We start from the raw sequence: 22,091 nt of genomic DNA on the forward strand, positions 1-22,091 counted from the left end.
TTTTCCTTTATCTTTTCACCTCAATATTAAAAAAAGGTTCCACAACATTCACCAAGGCAGCATCTTCTCGTGAGGAAAGCCAATCGAAAGGTGCCATAATCCGCTTGACGATAACATGTTTATGAACAACTGCTTGAGAAATCAACTCTGGAATATCATACCCTTTATGATTTGAAATCATCAGCAGCGATTGTAAAGAGGGAAAATGAGGCTTTTCAAGCTCAAAATCGCTATTTTTTAATAAAAATTTCAGCTGTTCTAAATTTGCGGCTCCAACCTTTATAGCCTCATATCCATGATTTGTGATATGATAGCGCCTATCCCATATAAAAGTTTTATCTGGCTCAACGATAGCCTCTTTCATATTTCGCCCTTCACGCCACAAAGAAATTCCCTGCTTGTTATATTCAATAACAGAGCCCGCATAAGTAAAACGCTTCTTTTCTGGAGAATCGAGACAGAGTTTTTGAACAAGCATGCTTAATTTCTGATTGGGGAGTAAATAAAATCCCCCTCCCATCAGCACAGCAAAGAGCCCCACCACGAAAGGAAAACTGGAATGTTTCTGTAAAAATAGCGCAGGCTTTGCTATGAAACAACGCCCATGTTGGACAGTAATATCCAGCGCTAAGATCAAATCAGCAATATTTTTTGCTTGTTGACGACGCTGCAATGCGGCTTCATTTATTTTTTGAGCAATATAAGCCAATTTTTGTGGAGAAAGAGATTGACGCACGCGCACACGTTCAAAATTGCGATCTTCATTGGTTGGATCATCAATCCATGTTTGTCCTTGTAAGCGTAAATAATTCCGTAATGTTTGGCGTTTTACACCAAGGAGTGGCCGAATCAAACGCACTTTTCTATGCAACAACGCCTCACGCGGAATACAAGATAAACCACGTTCATAGAGGGGACCATAGTTTTTTTCGGAAATATTTTTTCTTGTTTTTCTGGTATGATCCTCATCACGCATAGCAACAGCTTCACCGCGCAAAATACCAGCAAAACCGCCCGCAGAAACTCCATCACGCATGGCAACAGCTTCACTATATAAAGCACCTCTATTCTTTTGGAGACGTTGATACCGCATTTGATAAGTTTCAACCTGATCATTGAGTGTATGCCCCGTCATAATAAGTGATGCGCCTTGTTTTTGTGCTTCTTTAACCAAGAGATCATAGCGTGCAACACGCGCGCTGGAAGCAATATGCGTCTTTGGCTTTTCGCCTTCCCATCGCACAGTGATATGTTGAATATCATGGACACGACAAATTTTCGCAACAGTTTCTGCCTCACGCATCGATTCTTTACGCAATTGATGATCAACCGTGACAACAATCATTTCTGGAGGAAATGCGAGAGTTTCCAAATGCTCTTTGACCAAAAACATCAAAGCCAAAGAATCACTTCCCCCTGAGACGGCAAGAATCAACTTCTGACATTGAATAAAATCCGATGTTTTAAAGAGATTTCTTGCCAGTCTAACGCACACCAAAAACGACCTCGCTGTTTATTTTGCAGGTTTACAAAAAACAGATGCTAATGTTTGTTGACGTTTTGATTTTTTCACAAAATGAGCACAATCGTCTTTATTTGGCTCAAGAGCGATCATACTTCTTGCTAATTTCAGCAAAATCTCGGAGGTATAGAGCTTCTTTTTATCTGCATACCATGCGGTAAGATAAACTTGTGCTGCTTCATGATAGCGTTTTTGCCCCAACAAAGATTCGGCCAACCAAAATAAAGCATCATCACTCAAAGAATCTTTTTTGTAACGATTTTGAAAAGCGCAAAAGCTTTTTTCAGCATCAACATAGTTGGCAGAACGAATAAAATCATACCCTTCCTTATACAAAGCTTTAGAAGAAGAAAGATTGTCACTCTGATGTGCTTCAATTGGAGCACCTACTTCATACGCTTTGTTAAAAGGTTGACTGTTTTCATGGTCATGGCTCTCCACCTTAGCTTCCACAGCAGCAACCTTTGTCTGATCACCTGTACTATGGTCCTGCTCCATCTCTTCTTTTACAGTCTGAGATTTTTCATCTACAGCAGACTTTTCAAAAGAACAAGAATAAACAGAAGAGGCTTCTGTATCAAAAAGCTCGTGAAACTGCTTGTTAACATTTTTTAGACTGTTATGCTCAAGCACCATTCGTATCTTATGCAAAAGCTTATCTAAATCATAATCTTTAAATAAAGCCTGTTGATTCTCTAAAATAATCCCTTGGTGCTCCGCAACACTAGTAGCTTTTTCCACCGCGCTAGATGCTGCTTTATCAGCTGCTTCAGGTGCTTTCTTCACAGCATCGACAGCCTTATTAACAGCGTCAGTGGCTTTTTCCGCTGCATCAGATGCTGCTTTATCGGCTGCTTCAGGTGCTTCCTTCACAGCATCGACAGCCTTATTAACAGCGTCAGTGGCTTTTTCCGCTGCATCAGATGCTGCTTTATCAGCTGCTTCAGGTGCTTCTTTCACAGCATCAACAGCCTTATTAACAGCGTCAGTGGCTTTTTCCACCGCGCTAGATGCTGCTTTATCAGCTGCTTCAGGTGCTTTCTTCACAGCATCGACAGCCTTATTAACAGCGTCTGTGGCTTTTTCCACCGCGCTAGATGCTGCTTTATCGGCTGCTTCAGGTGCTTTCTTCACGTCATCAGCTGCCTTATTAACAGCGTCAGTGGCTTTTTCCGCTACATCAGATGCTGCTTTATCGGCTGCTTCAGGTGCTTTCTTCACAGCATCGACAGCCTTATTAACAGCGTCAGTGGCTTTTTCCGCTGCATCAGATGCTGCTTTATCGGCTGCATCAGGTACTTTCTTCACGTCATCAGTTGCCTTATTAACAGCGTCAGTGGCTTTTTCCGCTGCATCAGATGCTGCTTTATCGGCTGCTTCAGGTGCTTTCTTCACAGCATCGACAGCCTTATTAACCGCGTCAGTGGCTTTTTCCGCTGCATCAGATGCTGCTTTATCGGCTGCTTCAGGTGCTTTCTTCACAGCATCGACAGCCTTATTAACAGCGTCAGTGGCTTTTTCCACCGCGCTAGATGCTGCTTTATCGGCTGCTTCAGGTGCTTTCTTCACGTCATCAGTTGCCTTATCAACTGCATCAACTTTATCCGTATCATGTGCAGGATATTCGGAAGCCTTTCGTGCCGCACTTTGAACAAGTGAAGTAGAACAAGCTATGAAAACCCCCATATAAAAGAGTGTTTTCCAATTGATTTTACGATACATTCTTTTTTCCCCTTAAGAGCTTATTGAATAGTTGAAACAAACAATCTTCTTTTTAATGATTATTCATGTCACTCAACGTTGTCACAGCACGTCGATTTTGATTCCAACAGGAAATATCATCACATACTGCTACAGGTCTTTCTTTTCCGTAAGAAATTGTTTGAATCCGTTGTGCGGACACACCAAGAGACACCAAATAGTTTCGCACAGCAACAGCACGGCGCTGTCCAAGTGCCAAGTTATATTCACGTGTTCCCCTCTCATCAGCATGACCTTCGATCATAATAGAATAATAAGGATAATGAAGCAACCATTCTGCTTGGCGCGTTAAAATACGTTCAGCATCAGCATCAAGTGAAGAAGAATCGAGACCAAAAAACACGCGATCACCCACATTAACCGTAAATTCTTGTCCTGAGCCTGGTGACACCTGATTCAAACCAGCATCATTCATATAAGCGCCATTCATACCGTTAAGTGCACCAACATTTTTTTTGCCACACCCACCCAGGCATAGTGAGAAAAGAAAGAGGATAGCTAAGGAATGAGAGATGGTTTTTTTGGTAGAGCGCATAGTCCGTTTCTCCTTGAATTTCGTAAAGAAGGGTCAATTCTTAAAAATATTTTTAAGAATAACCGTTAATTCCTAATGAAGAAGAAATTTTTTCTGTTTTTTCGTCCTCATTTTTACTTTTAAGTCTCTGCCAATTTTTCTTCTCTTCAGCCATTCCTCTAACATTTCCATAAGAAATGTTTCCCTTATGCGTCATGGCTTTTTATGCATCATCTTGATCTTGACGATTTTTTTGCAGCGCGTTCAGCTTTGCAAAAACTTTATCAGCGTCAAAAGTCTTATGCAGATTTTCTTCACTCTCATTTTCCTCTAGAGCAGCGTTTTCCGTCACAGAAGCGGGAAGCAACGACCTATCTTCTTCTGCTGCAACAGGACGATTTTTCGCCGCACGCTGGAGCTCAAAATCTAAATCGATTTGCGAACACAAACCAAGTCCTACAGGATCAAGAGGAACCAAATTTGCACTATTCCAATGGGTTCTAAGGCGGATTTGTTCAATTGTCGCTTTTGTTGTCCCAATCAACCGTGCAATTTGCGCATCTTTCAACTCGGGATGGTTCGTAACCAACCATAGGATACCATTGGGACGATCTTGGCGTCGAGAAAGAGGGATATAGCGTGCCCCTTTACGTTTTTTTTCAGGAATATGCACCCTAGATTGAGAAATTTTCAATCGTGCGTTTTGATCAGCCTCCACCCGTGCAATTTCACTGCGCGTCAATTGCCCAGAACTAATCGGATCTAAACCTTTAATACCATAAGCCGCATCACCATCGGCAATAGCTTTTACTTCCAAGACATGCAATTTACAAAATTCTGCAATCTGATCAAAAGAAAGAGCTGTATTATCAACCAACCAAACAGCTGTTGCTTTGGGCATCAAAAGTTGCGTTGCCATTTTTATAAATCCTCTTCTGCGCCTCTTCTATGAGGCAGGTTACCGCCCACTCAAGAGCACTGGAACTTTTTTATATGTTTAGGTCTCTCCAACCACTCCTAAAACAAAGCGCGGCATGGAATAAACCATTTTGCTATGAGATTACATTCTGTTATAGCGTTATTTTTGCTCAACGACAAGAGATCTCTCTTGTAATGATCCTCAACTAAGGTGTCTTTACCTTTAAGATGAATTTTCTTATAAAGGGTTTATTCGATTATTTCACCTCATGCTGTGGCACATTTATTCTGGTGGGATGCATGCTTTATCGCCTTAAATTCTAAGGAGTATCCAACTGGCAAAAAAGCCCTCAAATAGGAAGGAAAACTATGGCAGGCCATTCACAATTTAAAAATATTATGCACCGTAAAGGGCGTCAAGATGCAATGCGCTCGAAAATATTTTCTAAGCTTGCGCGCGAAATTACCGTAGCAGCAAAACAAGGTGCTCCTGATCCAGCCATGAATCCACGTTTAAGGCTGGCTGTTCAAAATGCCAAAGCACAATCGATGCCGAAAGATAATATTGAACGCGCGATTAAAAAAGCGTCAGGCGCCGATGTCGAAAATTATGATGAAGTACGCTATGAGGGCTATGGACCAGGTGGCGTTGCCGTCATTGTTGAAGCTTTAACTGATAACCGCAACCGCACCGCTTCAAATGTGCGCGCCGCCTTCACAAAATCAGGAGGAGCCTTAGGGGAAACAGGATCGGTCAGTTTCATGTTTAATCGGATTGGTGAAATAATCTATAAGCCAGAAGCAGGAACAGCCGATAACATCATGGATGCAGCAATTGAAGCCGGTGCCGAAGATGTGCAATCAGAAGAAACCGGACATCATATTACCTGCGCATTTGAAGATATTGGTGAAGTTTCCAAAACACTTGAAGCAAAACTTGGTGAAGCAGAATCGATTAAAACGATTTGGAAAGCCACCACCCTTGCACCAATAGATGAAGAAAAAGCTTTGTCCGTTTTACGACTAATTTCAACATTAGAAGAAGATGATGATGTGCAAAATGTTTATGCAAATTTTGATGTCAGTGATGAGATTTTGGCAAAATTGTCTGTATAATTCCCATCATTTGCATAAGCCTTCTCTTCATGCATGAGGGCTTCAAAAGCATCTGTCACCTCTCCTCTTTATCCGCATATATAAAAGCCCCGCGTCAATAGCGGGGAAAAGCTGTCAGTGCAACAAGAAAACCGCAATTAATTTCAGAAAACATAATCCCAAAAAGAAAGCATACAAAACTCTGTAGCCTCACGCCTTTCTTACATGCCCCAAAGATTATCCCTATATCCCCTCTCTCATTTGATCTTTTTGTTCTTTAAGATGAACCTCCTCTCTCCGCTCTCAAGTGATGAAAATGATCTAGCCTCTAAACAATTAGGGGTTTCCTAACGTATTCCTATGACGAATCACCCATGGAATTCGCTTGAAACTTAAGGCTCAACACACATGCACTCCCCTAAATATTCGCCATGCACTTAAAAAACACTTAAATATAGCAAGAGGTTTGTCCTATTTATACGCCCTATATCACCACACTTCAAAGGACAGTGTTTTTACAACATCACAGAATAAAAATAAGCAAATGGAAAGCCAGAGCTGATTGTTTAGCAAAGTATTGTACAAAAAGCCGGTACATCTCTCTAATCCGTTGCGGATAAATTTTTGACTTTATGGCATTAACTTTATGGCATCGTATATTTCTAAAATAACGTCATTTATCTTAAAAATCTGTCCTTTTGCTCTTACCAATCAATCAAGATTCAGATCTAAAACAACCGCGTACTTGAATAAAACACATCAAAGAGCAACAGCCCCCCCTGACAAGACCAAACTCTTCACAAACAAAATTGAAGAAGAAGTTTAAAAAAATATATATAGCGACACTTTGAATAAAAAGTTGAAATCTAAAGACCTCAGAATTTTCGACTCTATTTTTTCAAGGTCTTGTTTTGAATTTTTTTAAGCATTTTCCCCCAAGGAAATTCCATTATCGATCAACAACCGTAGATGATAGATGAAATCTACATAACTCCCCATACCCACTATAATCAATTCCTTCTTTTAAATAATTAAAGACAATTGAGATTGTTTAAACTTGAGACTGTGTAGACTATATTCCTTCTATATTCTGTTTTTAAGCATTTTGTTTTACTGTACATTGAGCAAAGGCGACCATGCTGGATCTGAAGCATCATTGGGGGTAGGGAGTTGTCGTTCATTGCGACCCGTAATATCAATCGTATAAATTTTTGGTCCCATACCGGGATTTTTGCGAAAGAACATCAGTACACGACCATTGGGGGCCCACGTTGGTCCTTCATTGTGAAACCCCGTGGTTAAAATTCGTTCTCCTTGTCCATCAGGGCGCATAACACCGATAGAAAATTGTCCGCTTAATTGTTTTGTAAAGGCGATATAGTCACCCCGTGGAGACCAAATAGGTGTTAAATAACTCCCATCGTTTGAAGAAATACGCTGAATATCACTCCCATCCGCATTCATTTTATAGATTTGCGGCTTTCCACTACGATCTGAAGAAAAGACAATTTGTTTTCCATCCGGTGAATAAGAAGCAGAAGTATCAATAGCAGAAGTTGTTGTAAGTCGCGTCATCGTACGGGTTCGTAAATCCATAGTGTAAAGATTGGCACTCCCATCATTTTGTAACAAACTCATAATAACTTTTTGTCCATCAGAAGAAAAACGCGGAGCAATTGTCATGTTATTAAACGTTCCGATCAACTCTCTTTGCCCCATTTCAATTTGTTGGAGATAAACATGAGGTACTTGATTGTCCTCGTAAGCCATATAGGTCAATTCTTGTCTTTTTGGGGAAAACCGCGGTGTAAGCACCAATTCACTTCCATCAGACATATAAATCAAATTTGCTCCATCTTGATCCATCATTGCTAAACGTTTAATGCGTGCATTTTGAGGCCCTGTTTCATCGATAAAAACAATTCGTGTATCAAAATAACCACTTTCTCCTGTCATCTCACTATAGATCTCATCTGCGATCATATGTGCCACACGCCGCCAACGTTCTGTCGCGGTATAAAAACGCCGTCCTTTCAATTGTCTTTGTCCAAACACATCCCATAAACGAAAATCGACCCTCAAACGTCCATCGATTTCTCTCATGACTTGCCCAGTAACTAAACCTTGCGCTTTTATTTTCTGCCAAGAAGCAAAATGTGGTTGTTTATTAGGATTAGAAATGTTTTCCAAAAAATTTGCTTTATCAAGCGGTAAAAAAAGCCCCGACCGTTCAAGGTCAGCTGTCACCACAGCAGATATTTTCAACCCAATCGAATCATTGGAAATAAAGTCTGTAATTGCAATGGGAATGGGATTAAAATCAGCGCTCGAAATAGTTCCTTTCAATTGCGCATAACCCGATGAAATACTTGAAAGCCACACCCCACAAGTGACAATAAACCAAGCAAAAACTTTATGTCTCGTTATAGTCATCATGGAATGTGTCCTTTCGTTAAGCGCTTTTTTCTCGTTTATCATCTTATTTCTTGGAGGGGATCAACATTAAAGTCAAAACCTTGCCCCCATAGATCATATTGATCACGTGGGAGATCTGCATAAGGTTGGCATGAAAAGACAGCAGCATACACCTGCCTTATCATAATAGCTTGTTGACTCTCAAGGCCGCTTATGGGATCAATGATAGGATCGCCCACAACCATCCCTTCACGGTCTAAATAAAATCGCAACCGCACGACCGGACGATTTTTTAAATCGCCGCCAAGCGCCACAAGTTTAAGCTTCTGTTGAATACATCCCCCCGCAATATTGACCAATGTTTGTGCCATTTTTGTGGTATCATTAATATTTTTTCTTGCACCCAAAGCTTCTGGTGTATGAGAACGTTTTGCTCCCCCTCCTTGTGACCGCGCACGATTGAGCAAATTATTTTCCTCCAGAGCTAAAATATCTTCAATGGTCTGTTTCTCTTGGTTTTTCTTGTTAAGCTTTGGCGTCTTTTGATTCAATGCAGCCTCATTCTTCTTTGGAAATTCTCCGTCAAACTTTGGTTTAAACTGTGGAAGAAGAGATTTTTCTGGAAGTACAATTTTGGGCGCTTGATGAACAATCTGCTCTGCTGATACTTTTGGGACCGTTGGAGCCAATTCTTTTGGCGATATCATTTCTTCATTTTTGTGCGCAGGCTTGAGCGCAACCTTAGAGGCATCCTCCGGTGCCTCCAAAGGCGTCTCAGGTGCAGCCTTGGGCGCATCCTCCGGTGCCTCCAAAGGCATCTCAGGTGCAACCTTGGGCGCATCCTCTGGTGCCTCCAAAGGCATCTCAGGTGCAACCTTAGGTGCATCCTCCAGTGCCTCCAAAGGCATCTCAGGCGCAACCTTGGGTGCATCCTCTGTTTTTGCTTCTAATAATTCTGGTTTTGTAAGTTCTGGTGCAGATGTTTCTGATGTGTTCTCGCTTGATGGTGGCGATGCTGTTTCAACGGGACGCGGCTTTTCCTTTGGTTGAAATGGTGCAAGACTATCTATTTGTCCCTCTCCAATATGGCGTGCATCTTCTTTCTCTTGTGGCTGCATAGTTGGTTTGACGGCAGGGATTGCACGGATAGGAGCCTTCACGGCTCCTTGTTGAGAGGAAAACTCGTCCACCAAAGGAGCAAGAGTGATGGGAATTGCTTCCAACGGTTGTGGTAAAGAGACAGAGTTTGTAAACTGAACGGCTCCCCAACTGAGAAAAATGACATGGACCACAAGGGATAAAGCCAAGCCTCGTTTCATACTATGATAAGAGTCTTTGTTCATTCTTTATGCCTTACTTATGCCTTACATTTTTTCATTTTTAATCACTCTATGCTCTTTTAAAAACATCTTAAAAACAACCGGTTATGCACAATTTTATTACTTATTATTTATTGTGCTAAACTTGCTAACGCAACTTGAGAAAACCCCGCTTTTTGAATATCCGCCAGCAGTTTTAATACTTGCTGATATTCAACAGTTTTAGCAACCCGCACAAAAACTCGTTGATCTTTTTGTGTAGCATCTGCTTCCAGAAGAGTTTTAAGGTGTGCAATCAGGGCCTGTGACGTTTCATAATAATCTTGATTAATGGCAAAGCGCCCTTGCGCGTCAAGTGAAACCGTAAGAGGTGTTTTTTGAGCTCGTACGGGACCCGCTTGACTACGAGGCAAATCTAGAGGAACACCGTTCACTAAAAGGGGGGCAGAGACCATAAAAATAATCAACAAGACCAGCATGACATCCACAAAAGGAGTAACATTGATTTCACTCATCAGTTGGCTTCGTGAATGATGCCGCCTACGTGTATTTTTGCGAGAAGAAGAAGCAACAGAAACGCCCATGGGATAAGATCCTTTTTATAAAGAGGAAGGTGCTGTGCGTGTTTCATCAATACGCCGCGATACAATTGTTGAAAATTCATCGGCAAAATTTTCTATTTGTGCAATGATGCGCGCACTTTCATGGGTCAACTTGTTATAAGCAATAACAGCTGGAATTGCTGCAAACAAACCAATCGCGGTTGCCAAAAGCGCTTCTGCAATCCCTGGCGCGACAATGGCAAGTGATGTATTTTGAGAAACTGAAATAGAAAGAAAAGACTCCATAATACCAATAACTGTTCCAAAAAGTCCGATAAAAGGTCCCGCAGATCCCAGTGTCGCAAGAAAACTTAATTTTGATTCTATTTTTTCACTTTCACGTCCCAGCGTCAAATCCATAGCCTTATCAATTCTGCTCTGCAAACTTTTCGATGTATGGGTCCCTTTTTCAAGAGATTTTTTCCATTCAACCATTGCTGCTATAAAAACTGCGGATATACTATTGGTACGTTGACTTTTGCATGATGCATAAAGATCTTCTAGCGCTTTGCCAGACCAAAATGTGCGTTCAAACTGCTTTATTTCACGCCGTATTCTCCGATACGTAAAAATTTTATCAAAAATAATTGCCCAACTCCAGATAGAAGCGAGCAGCAACCCAATCATAACACCTTTCACGATCCAACTCGCTTGCATAAACAAATGCAACATTCCAATTGTTTCTGGATTCGTTAGTTCTACATGCGGCATAATTTTTGTCCCTCTAAATGAAAGATGCATTTTTTTTAATTTTATAAAACAGATTATTTTATAGTTTCTAAATTTAAGTAAAGACTCTAGTTTCACATAAATCCATGCGCTAAAACAAGACTTGTTTCTTAAATTTCCTTAAAAAGTGATGACGAGAGACATCCCTCAATGCACGCCCCCCTCATTTCACAACAGCATTTATGAAAAATATAACGATAAGGACTTATCCATAAATACTATAAAAATAAAAGATATAAAAATGCATAATATTAAATCTATTATGCACCACCATCTTTACGTTTATAAAAAGAACGCTAAATCATCATACGCGTTTCTAGCTTAAAATGCTGCAATAAGTCTTAGCACTTGAAAAGATTCGTAAGAGGTATTTTATTCCTTTCTTAAGTGTTTTTGTATCCACTCACCAACTCCGCTTGTGACATGTAAGAAAATGTTTTTGATTAATTCGCGGCAATAGAGCTTGAAAAGAAAAAGTTTTACAAGTTTCAGAATTATCTGAAAGTGACAACGCAATGAATTATCATTGTAAATAAATATGTTATCATCATAAAAGATGACGCTTTGCCTCAGGCTATTATTTCTCTCATTTTCCATCGAATTGAATACGGGGTACACCATCGGGCACAAAAAACGACAATAAACCACCATAAAATGCCTCACAACAATGTGCCTCACCCATACACCCCTATTATAAGTCCTATATAATCTAGTGTAAGTCTCATGTAATCTCATTGTGTTGTGAATTTACCCCTTTCAATCCCTATCATCTCTCTGGCATCATGGTGTAACGTACAAGCTTCTGTGATATGAAAAAAGCCTTTTCACATCTTTACTTTATGAAAACCGGCTTCTTCGCTCTCTTTGCTCACTTGCGATATTTGATCATTATTGCATTGAGAATGATCCATAAGGAACATTTTTACAATTTTTTCAATAATTTATATTGCTCTCTTATGATGTGTAAGCAAATGATTTTAATTGTTTCAACATGAACAGATTTGAAATGAAAGTATTTTATTCTATTCCTCTATTAGGGTTTGTGCCCGTAAGAAGTGATAATATATCTTTTTAAGTCAATATATTATATAGAATAATATGCTTTTGAAACTTTAAATGCAAGAATGCATTTCTGCTTTGTATACATTGATCTCTCACTCATTCACTACGTTTAGAAGCGCACATAAATCGCGCATTATAGCACATAAAGTCATGTATGATGGATAGAAATGGATGAGAGACGCGCTCTTGTGAGACCAAATGATAATCCAGTAAAAAAACAAATCAAATTGCTTAAAAACACCCTTTAGGTGTTTTGAGACAATTTTCGACCTAATAGCTTATTATCACTTTATTGCAATATGTTGCTGGGTATATACATTTTTATTTCTTTTTATATTTTGTACTTTTCGCTGCTTTCTGATGCCAACAAACCTTTCTTCAAAAGAAAGAAAAATATCTTGAGCTTATAGCAGAAAATGGATGATATGACATTGATTTCGAATCATAACATGGATAGGGCGTGTTTAATTTTGTGGGATATCATCTTCAATTTATTGTAGTTATTGTAGCAGAGGTGCTTTCTTTTGCTGTATCGTGTAACCTTGTTAGAAAACATCTAGGCTATGATAAATGTATAGTCTTAGATTATAGATTACTTTATATCTGCTGATCTCTCCTGAAGCGGCTGTTTCAATGAATAACACTTTTAACCAAGCATTTTTGCAAAAAGTTCTTTGGGTAAACGTCGCGGTTTTGCCTCCTCATTAATCAGAGCAATTTCAACTTTGGCTGTTACCAACGTGGTCATCTCATGCAAAATAGATTGCTCCATAAAAAAGCGGGCCCCTTGGATATGAGTAACACGTGTTTTAACGACTAAAAGATGATCAATTTTAGCGGGTCTTGAAAAATTAATTTCCATATGACGAACAACAAAAAACAGTTTTTCCCCCTCACCCCCTGCTGCTAACATCTTATTATTAAAACCGGTATCGCGTAAAAACTCTGAACGTCCTCGTTCAAAAAACTCAAGATAACGCGCATGATAAACTACACCGGAAAAATCTGTATCCGCAACATAAACGCGGACCTGAAAATTATGAAAAGCGTTTGTATGATTGCTCTTAAAAGGTGTTATTTCTGTCATCGACTTCATATCCCATAAAATCATCTAATATAGCAAATTATCTATCAATCAAAAGATTGAACACATTTTTGTGTTGAAGTTGTGAAAAGCAAAAAATCTTTAATAATGCCAAACCTTTTTAGCCAGAATATGCTAAAAGAAGGCACGTCTCTTGTATTTTATGACCTTGCTATAAAATATTCACATAGTTTCTTTTAATAAAGAGAATGTCTTAATCATCTTCCCCATCCCATAAGGATGTCTGAAGTGATGAATTGTCTTGAGCATCAGAAAGTTGAGAACGCCTTTGTATAGACGTTGTAGAGGCTGGAGCAGAAAGCCCTAAATGGCTCCAAGCCTTTTCAGTTAGAATGCGTCCACGAGCGGTTCTTTGAATAAAACCTTGTTGGAGCAAATACGGTTCAACAATATCTTCAATGGCATCGCGTGGTTCTGATAAAGCAGCAGCAATCGTTTCAATCCCCACCGGTCCCCCTAAAAAAGTTTCCGCAATCAGGAGCAAGTAGCGGCGGTCAAGCGGATCAAGCCCAAGATGATCAACCTCAAGGCGTGAAAGGGCTTCATCGGCGATTTTTTGGTCAATTTGTTTTGCCTGTTTAACCAGAGCAAAATCACAAACGCGCCGTAAAAGCCGTCCGGCAATACGAGGCGTCCCGCGTGCTCGGCGTGCAATTTCATGAGCACCATCATCACTGATCTTAACGGCAAAAAGCCGTGCATTACGCTGCACAATATATTCCAATTCTTCTATCGTATAAAAATTGAGACGAATTGGGATGCCAAAACGGTCTCGTAGAGGTGTGGTTAAAAGCCCCAAACGTGTGGTTGCTGCCACCAAAGTAAATTTAGCCAGATCAATTTTCACCGAGCGTGCGGCCGGCCCCTCCCCAATGATCAAATCAAGTTGATAATCTTCCATGGCTGGATAAAGAATTTCCTCAATCGCCGGATTTAAGCGATGAATTTCATCAATAAACAAGACATCACGTTCTTCAAGATTGGTCAAGAGAGCGGCTAAATCTCCTGCTTTAGCGATGACCGGCCCTGAAGTAGAGCGAAAATTAACGCCTAATTCTTTTGCCATAATCTGTGAAAGCGTTGTTTTTCCCAACCCCGGTGGCCCTACAAACAAAACGTGATCCAGCGCTTCTTGCCGCGTTTTTGCTGCTTCAATAAATATTTTTAAATTAGCCCGCGCCGCTTCTTGACCAATAAAGTCATCGAGAACTTGTGGCCTCAAGGAACGATCTGGATCGTTAGGAAGGGGGGCGGAACCCAGAAGGCGTTTATCTTCATCTTTATGCATTGTTACCTTGATTTTAAGTAGGAGAAGAAAGCAATTTGAGACTATGGCGGATCAGCAGGGCAGAAGAAACAGTTTCCCCCTCAAGAGCATTCATCGCAAGAGCAAGAGCACGAGATGCATGCTCCCGTTCAAACCCTAGCTTCATCAACGCGGAAAGCGCATCATGCGCAGGTTGATTGGTCATCTCACGCTGAGAAACCGAAACAGTCTTGACAGCTTGTTCAAAGGGGAGTGTTTTACTTTTCAGTTCACCCACAATTCTTTCACTGACTTTTTTACCAACGCCTGGCGCTCGACTAATCATCGCAACATCGTTTAAAGCAATAGCCTGTGCAAGTTCATCTGGCGATAAAGTACCCAAGATTGCCAAAGCAACCTTTGCCCCTACTCCAGGAACATTTTGTAGAAGACAAAACCACTCCTGTTCAGCTCTTGTAGCAAAACCAAAAAGGCGGATTGCGTCTTCCCGAACATGCGTTTCAATAAAAAGGCTTAACGCCTCCCCAACAGAGGGTAAAGAAGGACGCAGCCGATTTGACACAAAAACAACATACCCCACACCGTGAACATCAAGAAGGATATGATCATCAAAGATATGTTCAAGAGTGCCCTTTAATTTGCCAATCATGCTTCCACCCCACTCATATCGCCATCCTTGCCTGATAAGATCGGTCAATACTGTTACGGTGCATACTATGACAAAGAGCAAGAGCAAGAGCATCAGCCGCATCACTGCTATCAAATTCAGCCCGTGGGAGGAGAACTTTGACCATCATATGGATTTGTTCTTTAGCCCCATGTCCAACCCCAATAACTGATTTTTTCACTTTGTTGGGCGCATATTCAAAAACAGGAAGATTTGCTTGCGCAGGAACCAGCAGTGCAATTGCACGCGCTTGCCCAAGTTTTAAAGTTGCTGTAGCATCTTTGTTGACAAACACATGTTCTACAGCAGCTTCATGGGGCATAAATTGATGCACAACCTCTGAAAGACCTTTGTGGATCTGACATAGTCTGGAAGCCAGCTCACACTGTACATCAGAAGAAACCGTCCCTGCTGCAATAAACTGAAGACGATTACCCGCAACATCGATAACGCCCCACCCTGTACGCCGTAATCCGGGATCAATGCCTATAATACGAATCGTCTCTGCCATAAACTACAGTCTATACACTTTTCCCCCCTGTGAATAAAGACAAGACCACAAAGAAACCAGCAACCCAAGACAAAACCAGTAAAAAGATAATCATATCCCCCAAATTTATACAATTATAACACACAACGAACAGCATCTTTATGGAACACACTTCATGAAGCATAACTGAAATCAATCAAAACCATTCACACATCACAAGCAAGCACCCTCTAAAGCATAAAAATTCCCTTTCTGTATCATTTCCAATGCCATAATGGTTAAACATCGCAAACGAGCAAATAGATCAGTGCTGGATTGCACATTCATAAGTATAAAGAGGCTATGCAATGGATAGTATACACTTTACGGAAACTTTTTACATTATAGCATGACGCTATCATTATAAATCAACGCATTGATTTATAATGATAATTAATTATTTTGTATGTTGCATAAGAATCCCGAATATCCTAAGATTTTCTCATTACAAATCTGTTTATCTTGAAGCAATCAAAACCATTCTCTTACATATGAAACGTGGGATTGCCGTATAGAGTGAAACTGTACAAGAAAGGACTAAAAATGCCTCTAATGAATTGACTCAAGTGCCAAAGGCTGTTGCAACATTGGGGACTGGCAAAGATGATGATAGTGCCGGCTTTCTCCTTTGCAAACGTAAAGATGAGGAGAGCTCAACGGATATGAATAAGAACTGAGAAGTGTTTTTGAATATACCCATCACACCACAATGACATTACGTAAAGAGGAACATTGCATAGAGAGGGACATTGCATGGGGGCACAAGGAACCCATGGGACATTCATTATATGGCACTTTGATTTTGGATATTTTATTTTACGCGAGGGAAATAACTTCCATTCAAAACAAAAGAAGCCCCAAAACTGCAACAATGTGTATTATCCTCATTAACACACACTTTACAGCAACTTTATAGGCATAAATTATAGAGCATAAATAAATTAATGTACAAGCCCCTGCTCTATCTAGCGTCTAATCATTATCAGAGCCAAAACAAAATCACACGATAGATCAACAGAAAGTGTTCTAGCTGCAATCAACCAAAGTCGATTTCCCACAAAGACCAACCATACCCTATTCCATGCCATAATTCAAAATCAATACCTATCCCTCTCTCAGCTATAAACTCAAGATATTTCCTACGCTCAAATAGAAATTAGGCAGAAAAAAGCACTCTAGATTGGTTTTAGTTGTGAAATTTTGGTTGTAAAAAATGGATATACTGCTCTAAATATCGCAAGAAAGAAGCAAGGCGCTATTCTTCTCAGAACGCCCAAAAGCTGTTTTCAGTAATTCGATTTATTTTCCCACTGGATTATCATCGTTCAAAATATAGCCGCCGCTTATTGACCAAAGCGCTTAAACTACAGCAGCATCTCTAAATGAAACAAAATGCACGCTTCTAAACGTAATGAATGAGAACAAATTGACGGAAAATTTCTGGCAATTCATGCCAATGAGGGGGTTCAAGTTCCAATGTCGGTGTATGAAGTGACACTTTTACAATTGCTTTTTTTATTTGTTCTGATGATATTTCCCCTTCGCGCAAAACAAGGGGAGTACCTCTAAGAACGCCCAAAGGCTGTTTTGAGCAATTCGATTTGTTTTCCTACAGGGTTATCATCTTCTAAGGCACAAGAGGCTGCAGTTTCCCACCCAGCACGCATATACTGTATCCGCGCTTCTAAACGCAATGAATGAGAAACAAATTGGCGAAAAATTTCTGGCAATTCATGCCAATGAGGGGTTTCAAGTTCCAATGTCGGTGTATGAAGTGACACTTTTACAATTTCTTTTTTTATTTGTTCTGATGACATTTCCCCTTCACGCTCTGCGCGAAGAAGAAGGAGTTGAGAAGCAATTTGCATAAGTCGTGTACTTAAATACATAGCCTCTTTCGCATAGACTGCAGAAACCTCTGCCGAAAGAGAGCGTGCCACTAATTTCCCTTCTGAGTCAATATACGCTGCGGTTTCTTCAATCAGCGCCATTGTTTCTTCATAGAGACGATTAAAAGCATTTTCAAAAGCATTATGCTCAATCATGATAATAGGTTCATCATATGGACGTTTATGTACACTCACGCTTTTATACTCCAAGTATCAGCACAAAATCATACCCCTTAACGAATAGAGTATTAAAAAGTTTCTTTTGTTGCTGTATAGAACGCTTTTTTTTAAAACTGCTACCTCTTTTAATTTTTTTGCGCAACGCACTTTTTATACTAAGGTTAACGTGCCCAACAAACACTACAGGAATATTTTTTATAAACGGATCATTTTCCTTGAAAACGACCACTGCCAAGATTGCCGTTTTTCACAATAATAAGCGACTCCAAATTGCAAAGCAATACCCGTTATTATTAAGAGGGTATCGGAAAAAAACGTTTCTGTCATCACTGTTTTTATAATTTGTCCAAACATCGCAAAAATGGTTCCCGTTACAAAGACCGGTAAACTATGTTTTCCTAAAATTGCTAAAGGATGTTTCTGAGAGACATAAAACCATTTATTGATGCGCGGCAAAGAAAGAATGAGAAAGGCTAATGCAAGAACATGGAGTAAACGTGGCAAGCTTAAAAAGGTTTTATTAAAGTTCAACAATGGGGAAGACCAGCCAAGCCACCCCAAAATGCCCCACCAATTTAAGCGAACCCATAACAGCGCCAACAAGAGATACGCTGCCGCACAAACAATCCAAAAAGACTGAAAAGCGATTGTTTTTCCTTGTTTAAGCGCTAAAGTACTGGTCAATCCTATGACAAATAAGAATTGCCAAGACAAAGGATTTAAAAACCACTTTCCCTTTAAAGGATAAGAAGGAGGAGCAATTTTATAAAATCCGCAGATAAGATACAGTGTAAAGGAGCCCAAAAGCAGCCATTTTGTCTGCTTACAACTCAAATAAAGGATAAAAGGCGCAAAAAACATCAAAACGATATAAAGAGGAAGAATATTATTATATCCCAATTGATGCCCAAAGCTTAAGGTACTCAAAAATGCGATACCAGGCTCTTTAAAAAAGAGTCCCACATTGTTCATCGATAAAAGTTTTTCTGTTCGCCATAATAAAAAGCCAGCAAAAAAAAGACTTAACGTGACAAAAGTCGTAAAAAGATATGCCCCATAGAGCTGCAGAGCTCTGTACCAAAGTTTTCGGATAATAAAAGCAAAGGATTTTTGCTGTAACCGTCCATGAAAGCTTAACCCAAGAGCAATCCCTGAAAGCAAAACAAACACTTCTGCACAATCAGAAAAACCGAAATTTCTATGAGTAAAAGACTCATAGATCGTTCTGGGAATATGGTTGATGAAAATCGTCAATAAGGCCAAAGAACGAAAAACGTCAATGCGTGTATCACGATGAGAAGGTTGAGTATTATGCTCAAGAATACCTTGGTACTTCATCAGTGGACTCCCACACGTTGCACCCCCCTTGAAGTCCCATAAAAATGGTGCTTACCCTTATTGCCAACAAGCATGAACAGGATGAAATTTTAATTTTTAAGAGTCAAGTTTCATTTTAAGCGTTTATTTTTTTAAAAGCAAAAGTTTTTTAAAGGCAAAAGAACGAAAAGCGTCCATACGTGTATCACAACAAAAAGGCGACATATTATGCTTAAAAACACTCTCATTTCTCATAAACAGGCTTCCACACACCCACAAATCCTTTAAATTACGTGAAAATGGTGGTCACTTTCATCGCAAATAAGCATAATAGAATGAAACTTTAATTTTTAAGCGTTATTTTTTCTAAGAAACAGGGATTTGACATGACACAACAAAAAAATAAACCAATTGATCCACCTCTTTTCCCTCAGTTGATTTTAACACTTGATGTTCGGCGCAACACCCCACACACATTTTTGCAGCAAATTTTGCAAACAAAGTCTTTTGCATGCGTCATCCTCTATGATTCTGAAAGGTTGAAAGATGATGGCTCTTTTTTACAACAACAAGCGCAAACTTACGCAGAAGATATTCAACATCATGACGCAGCCCTTCTCATCGCTGATGACAGCCGCATTGCTGGGCGCATAAAGGCTGATGGATTACACATAGAAGATGATCTTAACGCTCTTGAAAGCTTCAAAAATCAGCAAAAGGAACAAAAAATCATAGGCTTTGGCAATCTACGCAATCGCCATAGTGCTATGCTTGCAGCGGAAACAGGTGTTGATTACCTGTTCTTTGGAAAACTCGGTGCTGATAAAAAACCCCAAGCGCACCCCCGCAATCTCCAGTTAGCAACATGGTGGGCAGAAATTATGCAAACCCCCGCCATTATCCAAGCAGGAAGCGATTTTTCAACCTTTGATGAAGTCTTAAAGACTGGATGTGAATTCATTGCTGTAGAAGAAGTGATTTTTGGGAACAACAACCCCTTAATACTGCTTAAAACAATGCAAGAAAAATGTGAAAACACCCCCTTGTAATATAGGAGGAGAATTTATAAATAAAGCGTTAACTTTCGTGTTTCTTATATAGAGAACATAATGGAATATATAAATAGGAGAAAAATTCGTTTCGTTCATTCACAATTCAATCAGATCGCTTCATCACGCAGTAAAATTTCCCATCATTTAGTCAAGTTTTCCCACGTTTCAATCAATTGAATGGAAGGTGACCGTCTCTTTTTGTGCATTGTATAAGAAAATGAAATCATAAAGCTATTTAAATTCAAATAGTTATAAAAATAAATCAACATTTTATATTAATAACCAGCGATATTGAAAGAATATAAACAGTGAAATATAGCGGCACCTTCGAAGACCTTAAAGATATAGTTAAAACAGCTGGATATAAAATCATAGAAACTAAGTTTCTATCACTTAATTCTTCTAAAGGATATCAGATCAAAACCTCCGAAGGAGGCGTTATTAATTGGTATGAAAGCACAGGAACAATCAACGTTCAAGGCAAAGAAAACATAAAACAAAAGTTAATAGAAGATTTAGCAAAGCATATAGAAGAAACATCAACGATTCCTTCCTCAAAAACTGCCTCCAATCCTTCAAATAAAAAAATTTTTATCGTTCATGGTCATGATTGTTATGCCTTAACGGAGCTTGAAAATGTTCTTCTCAAGCTTGGTCTCAAACCATACATCTTACAAAATACGAGTGGCAATGGTTTACCCATCATTCAAACTTTGAAAAAAGAAATTTGTGACAGTTCTATAAGTTTTGGTATTGTACTCCTCACGCATGATGACATGGGTTATGCTATATCTCAAGGTGCAGAAAAAATTCAACCCCGTGCACGACAAAACGTTATTTTCGAAATGGGCATGTTAGCTGCCGCACTTCCTCTTGAGAGGATTGCTATTCTACAAAAAGAAGGCATTGAAATGCTTTCAGATGTTGGTGGAGTTTACTACCTTTCTTTTAAAGAACACGTAAAAGAAACATTTCCCAAACTTATAGAGCGCTTACAAGAAGCTGATTTCTCTTTTAATACAGATACAATTCATGCATTAAAGTAAATTTGAATAATGCTTATGTTTATTTTTTAAAGCGCACACCCAAAACCACATGCCACCCCACCACATTCCACAGACACACTCATCCTATAGCACAGAGAAATGATCCACCCCCTACCCTTCTTCAAACAGCAAGCGATTGTGCAAATTTTAATGTTTAACTTTTAAGCGTCCAAAGTTCTTTTGATCTTAAAACTTAAGGCTTTTTAACCCTCTCAAAAAACACGAAGGCTAATGTCATGATTTTGACAATCATTCCAGAGAGATTTAAGAAGCGGATAGCCTCTCATAAAAAACAAATTTTGTAAGTAAAAAACTATTTTTATTGTAAATTTCCTGAAATTACTTTATGAATTAAAAGATGTTTTGGTCGCATACGCAACGACCAAGAGGGTCTTGAAAGCCCGAAAATCTAAACATGAATTTACCCCACTTTGTGGGTATCTCGGAATTCCGGGAGTTTTTGCTATGTCCAGGTGCTTTAAGCACTAAAAGCAAAAAAAGCTGATTAGATTTCAGTACTTTCAAGCTCCCGGAATACTCATGCGAGGGCGCTCGCAACCGGCGGGGAAAAATGCAATCTCAAAATCTTAATATTGATCTTTTTATTGGCAAAAAAATTCGTTTGAGACGAAAAATGCTAAAAATGTCTCAAACAACTTTAGGACACGCTTTAGGTGTCACTTTCCAACAAATTCAAAAATATGAAAAAGGCTTAAATCGTGTCAGCGCAGGGCGATTAATGGAAATTTCTGATATTTTGAATGTTCCCATTGCCTTTTTTTACGCGGATATCATTACAAAACAACAGCCCCCATACCACCATGATGAAATCGCATCAAACACAGAGGAATACCTGCTGCTCAAAAGATTTAGAGTTCTAACAACGGTAAAAAAGAAAGCCTTTTTACAGCTGATCTCTGATGAGAATGCAAGCTAACATCACACGGATAGCGTGCGCTATTCATAAGCATTCATACGTATTTTAAAAAGCAACCTCCATTGTAAGCATTTTTTCATTTTATGGGGATAAGCCATTGATATAATAGAAGATAAGCATCTTTACATACGATAACCCCTCATCATTATTATTTTTAACAGGACT

Annotated in this window: 18 protein-coding genes and 1 pseudogene; 4 read left to right on the forward strand and 15 right to left on the reverse strand. The window is 39.4% G+C overall.

Features of this window, described 5'->3' with window-relative positions; all coding sequences use genetic code 11:
* Nucleotides 1-7: 7 nt before the first annotated feature.
* From tilS to ACFIMC_RS06765, 4 genes are all read right to left on the reverse strand, one after another.
* Nucleotides 8-1,495, reverse strand: a complete 1,488-nt coding sequence (tilS, locus tag ACFIMC_RS06750) for a tRNA lysidine(34) synthetase TilS (protein WP_375637005.1) — start codon at nt 1,493-1,495, stop codon at nt 8-10.
* A gap of 18 nt (nt 1,496-1,513) precedes the next feature.
* Nucleotides 1,514-3,244 carry a tol-pal system protein gene (locus tag ACFIMC_RS06755; RefSeq protein ID WP_375685718.1) on the reverse strand — a complete coding sequence of 577 codons (1,731 nt, stop codon included), beginning with the start codon at nt 3,242-3,244 and terminating at the stop codon, nt 1,514-1,516.
* Nucleotides 3,245-3,296: 52 nt separating this feature from the next.
* Nucleotides 3,297-3,818: a peptidoglycan-associated lipoprotein Pal gene (gene pal, locus ACFIMC_RS06760; protein ID WP_375611765.1), complete on the reverse strand. Its 522-nt coding sequence runs from the start codon at nt 3,816-3,818 to the stop codon at nt 3,297-3,299.
* Between the two features lie 202 nt (nt 3,819-4,020).
* Entirely contained in the window at nt 4,021-4,716 is a 696-nt protein-coding gene (locus tag ACFIMC_RS06765) for a DUF1013 domain-containing protein (RefSeq protein WP_375611764.1), read from the reverse strand.
* Between the two features lie 368 nt (nt 4,717-5,084).
* Between ACFIMC_RS06765 and ACFIMC_RS06770 the strand changes: the two genes are divergently transcribed.
* The gene (locus tag ACFIMC_RS06770) at nt 5,085-5,831 is read left to right on the forward strand and encodes a YebC/PmpR family DNA-binding transcriptional regulator (protein ID WP_254492472.1); all 747 of its coding nucleotides are present in this window, start codon (nt 5,085-5,087) and stop codon (nt 5,829-5,831) included.
* Between the two features lie 1,089 nt (nt 5,832-6,920).
* Here the strand turns inward: ACFIMC_RS06770 and tolB are convergent.
* From tolB to ACFIMC_RS06825, 11 genes and pseudogenes are all read right to left on the reverse strand, one after another.
* Nucleotides 6,921-8,246: a Tol-Pal system beta propeller repeat protein TolB gene (tolB, locus tag ACFIMC_RS06775; protein ID WP_375680752.1), complete on the reverse strand. Its 1,326-nt coding sequence runs from the start codon at nt 8,244-8,246 to the stop codon at nt 6,921-6,923.
* 38 nt (nt 8,247-8,284) lie between these two features.
* A complete protein-coding gene (locus ACFIMC_RS06780; RefSeq protein WP_375671772.1) occupies nt 8,285-9,568 on the reverse strand; it encodes a cell envelope integrity protein TolA in 1,284 nt (427 codons plus the stop codon).
* A gap of 107 nt (nt 9,569-9,675) precedes the next feature.
* The gene (gene tolR, locus ACFIMC_RS06785; protein ID WP_375627998.1) at nt 9,676-10,128 is read right to left on the reverse strand and encodes a protein TolR; all 453 of its coding nucleotides are present in this window, start codon (nt 10,126-10,128) and stop codon (nt 9,676-9,678) included.
* Nucleotides 10,129-10,143: 15 nt separating this feature from the next.
* Nucleotides 10,144-10,857 (reverse strand): protein TolQ, encoded by a 714-nt coding sequence (gene tolQ / locus ACFIMC_RS06790; RefSeq protein ID WP_375680753.1) that lies wholly within the window; start codon nt 10,855-10,857, stop codon nt 10,144-10,146.
* Nucleotides 10,858-12,583: 1,726 nt separating this feature from the next.
* On the reverse strand, nt 12,584-13,024 hold the full coding sequence (gene ybgC / locus ACFIMC_RS06795; protein ID WP_375611759.1) for a tol-pal system-associated acyl-CoA thioesterase: 441 nt from the start codon (nt 13,022-13,024) through the stop codon (nt 12,584-12,586).
* A gap of 211 nt (nt 13,025-13,235) precedes the next feature.
* Complete coding sequence (gene ruvB / locus ACFIMC_RS06800) at nt 13,236-14,330, reverse strand: Holliday junction branch migration DNA helicase RuvB (protein ID WP_375613207.1); 1,095 nt, start codon at nt 14,328-14,330, stop codon at nt 13,236-13,238.
* A gap of 13 nt (nt 14,331-14,343) precedes the next feature.
* Complete coding sequence (gene ruvA / locus ACFIMC_RS06805) at nt 14,344-14,958, reverse strand: Holliday junction branch migration protein RuvA (protein ID WP_375611757.1); 615 nt, start codon at nt 14,956-14,958, stop codon at nt 14,344-14,346.
* A gap of 13 nt (nt 14,959-14,971) precedes the next feature.
* Complete coding sequence (gene ruvC / locus ACFIMC_RS06810; RefSeq protein WP_375613206.1) at nt 14,972-15,487, reverse strand: crossover junction endodeoxyribonuclease RuvC; 516 nt, start codon at nt 15,485-15,487, stop codon at nt 14,972-14,974.
* 1,317 nt (nt 15,488-16,804) lie between these two features.
* A pseudogene (locus ACFIMC_RS06815) lies at nt 16,805-17,051 on the reverse strand (DUF1465 domain-containing protein); the annotation flags it as partial.
* A gap of 19 nt (nt 17,052-17,070) precedes the next feature.
* Entirely contained in the window at nt 17,071-17,589 is a 519-nt protein-coding gene (locus tag ACFIMC_RS06820; protein ID WP_375671771.1) for a DUF1465 family protein, read from the reverse strand.
* A 180-nt stretch (nt 17,590-17,769) separates the two neighbouring features.
* Nucleotides 17,770-18,912 (reverse strand): OpgC family protein, encoded by a 1,143-nt coding sequence (locus ACFIMC_RS06825; protein WP_375680754.1) that lies wholly within the window; start codon nt 18,910-18,912, stop codon nt 17,770-17,772.
* A gap of 365 nt (nt 18,913-19,277) precedes the next feature.
* Here ACFIMC_RS06825 and ACFIMC_RS06830 point away from each other — a divergent pair, with 365 nt between their 5' ends.
* The 3 genes from ACFIMC_RS06830 to ACFIMC_RS06840 all read left to right on the forward strand — a co-directional run bounded on the left by ACFIMC_RS06830 (nt 19,278) and on the right by ACFIMC_RS06840 (nt 21,926).
* A complete protein-coding gene (locus ACFIMC_RS06830) occupies nt 19,278-19,940 on the forward strand; it encodes a thiamine phosphate synthase (RefSeq protein ID WP_375680755.1) in 663 nt (220 codons plus the stop codon).
* 311 nt (nt 19,941-20,251) lie between these two features.
* Nucleotides 20,252-20,989: a TIR domain-containing protein gene (locus ACFIMC_RS06835; RefSeq protein WP_375634421.1), complete on the forward strand. Its 738-nt coding sequence runs from the start codon at nt 20,252-20,254 to the stop codon at nt 20,987-20,989.
* Nucleotides 20,990-21,560: 571 nt separating this feature from the next.
* Nucleotides 21,561-21,926: a helix-turn-helix domain-containing protein gene (locus tag ACFIMC_RS06840; RefSeq protein WP_375643258.1), complete on the forward strand. Its 366-nt coding sequence runs from the start codon at nt 21,561-21,563 to the stop codon at nt 21,924-21,926.
* The last annotated feature ends 165 nt before the right edge of the window (nt 21,927-22,091 follow it).

It is taken from the genome of Bartonella sp. AP21QHHD, assembly GCF_042196205.1.
Lineage (GTDB): Bacteria > Pseudomonadota > Alphaproteobacteria > Rhizobiales > Rhizobiaceae > Bartonella.

What these genes read in the sequence shown, in the direction of transcription:
- ACFIMC_RS06755 (WP_375685718.1), bottom strand. Translation starts at nt 3,244, where the DNA reads ATGTATCGTAAAATCAATTGGAAAACACTCTTTTATATGGGGGTTTTC.
- pal (WP_375611765.1), bottom strand. Translation starts at nt 3,818, where the DNA reads ATGCGCTCTACCAAAAAAACCATCTCTCATTCCTTAGCTATCCTCTTT.
- ACFIMC_RS06765 (WP_375611764.1), bottom strand. Translation starts at nt 4,716, where the DNA reads ATGGCAACGCAACTTTTGATGCCCAAAGCAACAGCTGTTTGGTTGGTT.
- ACFIMC_RS06770 (WP_254492472.1), top strand. Translation starts at nt 5,085, where the DNA reads ATGGCAGGCCATTCACAATTTAAAAATATTATGCACCGTAAAGGGCGT.
- tolB (WP_375680752.1), bottom strand. Translation starts at nt 8,246, where the DNA reads ATGATGACTATAACGAGACATAAAGTTTTTGCTTGGTTTATTGTCACT.
- ACFIMC_RS06780 (WP_375671772.1), bottom strand. Translation starts at nt 9,568, where the DNA reads ATGAACAAAGACTCTTATCATAGTATGAAACGAGGCTTGGCTTTATCC.
- tolR (WP_375627998.1), bottom strand. Translation starts at nt 10,128, where the DNA reads ATGGGCGTTTCTGTTGCTTCTTCTTCTCGCAAAAATACACGTAGGCGG.
- tolQ (WP_375680753.1), bottom strand. Translation starts at nt 10,857, where the DNA reads ATGCCGCATGTAGAACTAACGAATCCAGAAACAATTGGAATGTTGCAT.
- ybgC (WP_375611759.1), bottom strand. Translation starts at nt 13,024, where the DNA reads ATGACAGAAATAACACCTTTTAAGAGCAATCATACAAACGCTTTTCAT.
- ruvB (WP_375613207.1), bottom strand. Translation starts at nt 14,330, where the DNA reads ATGCATAAAGATGAAGATAAACGCCTTCTGGGTTCCGCCCCCCTTCCT.
- ruvA (WP_375611757.1), bottom strand. Translation starts at nt 14,958, where the DNA reads ATGATTGGCAAATTAAAGGGCACTCTTGAACATATCTTTGATGATCAT.
- ruvC (WP_375613206.1), bottom strand. Translation starts at nt 15,487, where the DNA reads ATGGCAGAGACGATTCGTATTATAGGCATTGATCCCGGATTACGGCGT.
- ACFIMC_RS06825 (WP_375680754.1), bottom strand. Translation starts at nt 18,912, where the DNA reads ATGAAGTACCAAGGTATTCTTGAGCATAATACTCAACCTTCTCATCGT.
- ACFIMC_RS06830 (WP_375680755.1), top strand. Translation starts at nt 19,278, where the DNA reads ATGACACAACAAAAAAATAAACCAATTGATCCACCTCTTTTCCCTCAG.
- ACFIMC_RS06840 (WP_375643258.1), top strand. Translation starts at nt 21,561, where the DNA reads ATGCAATCTCAAAATCTTAATATTGATCTTTTTATTGGCAAAAAAATT.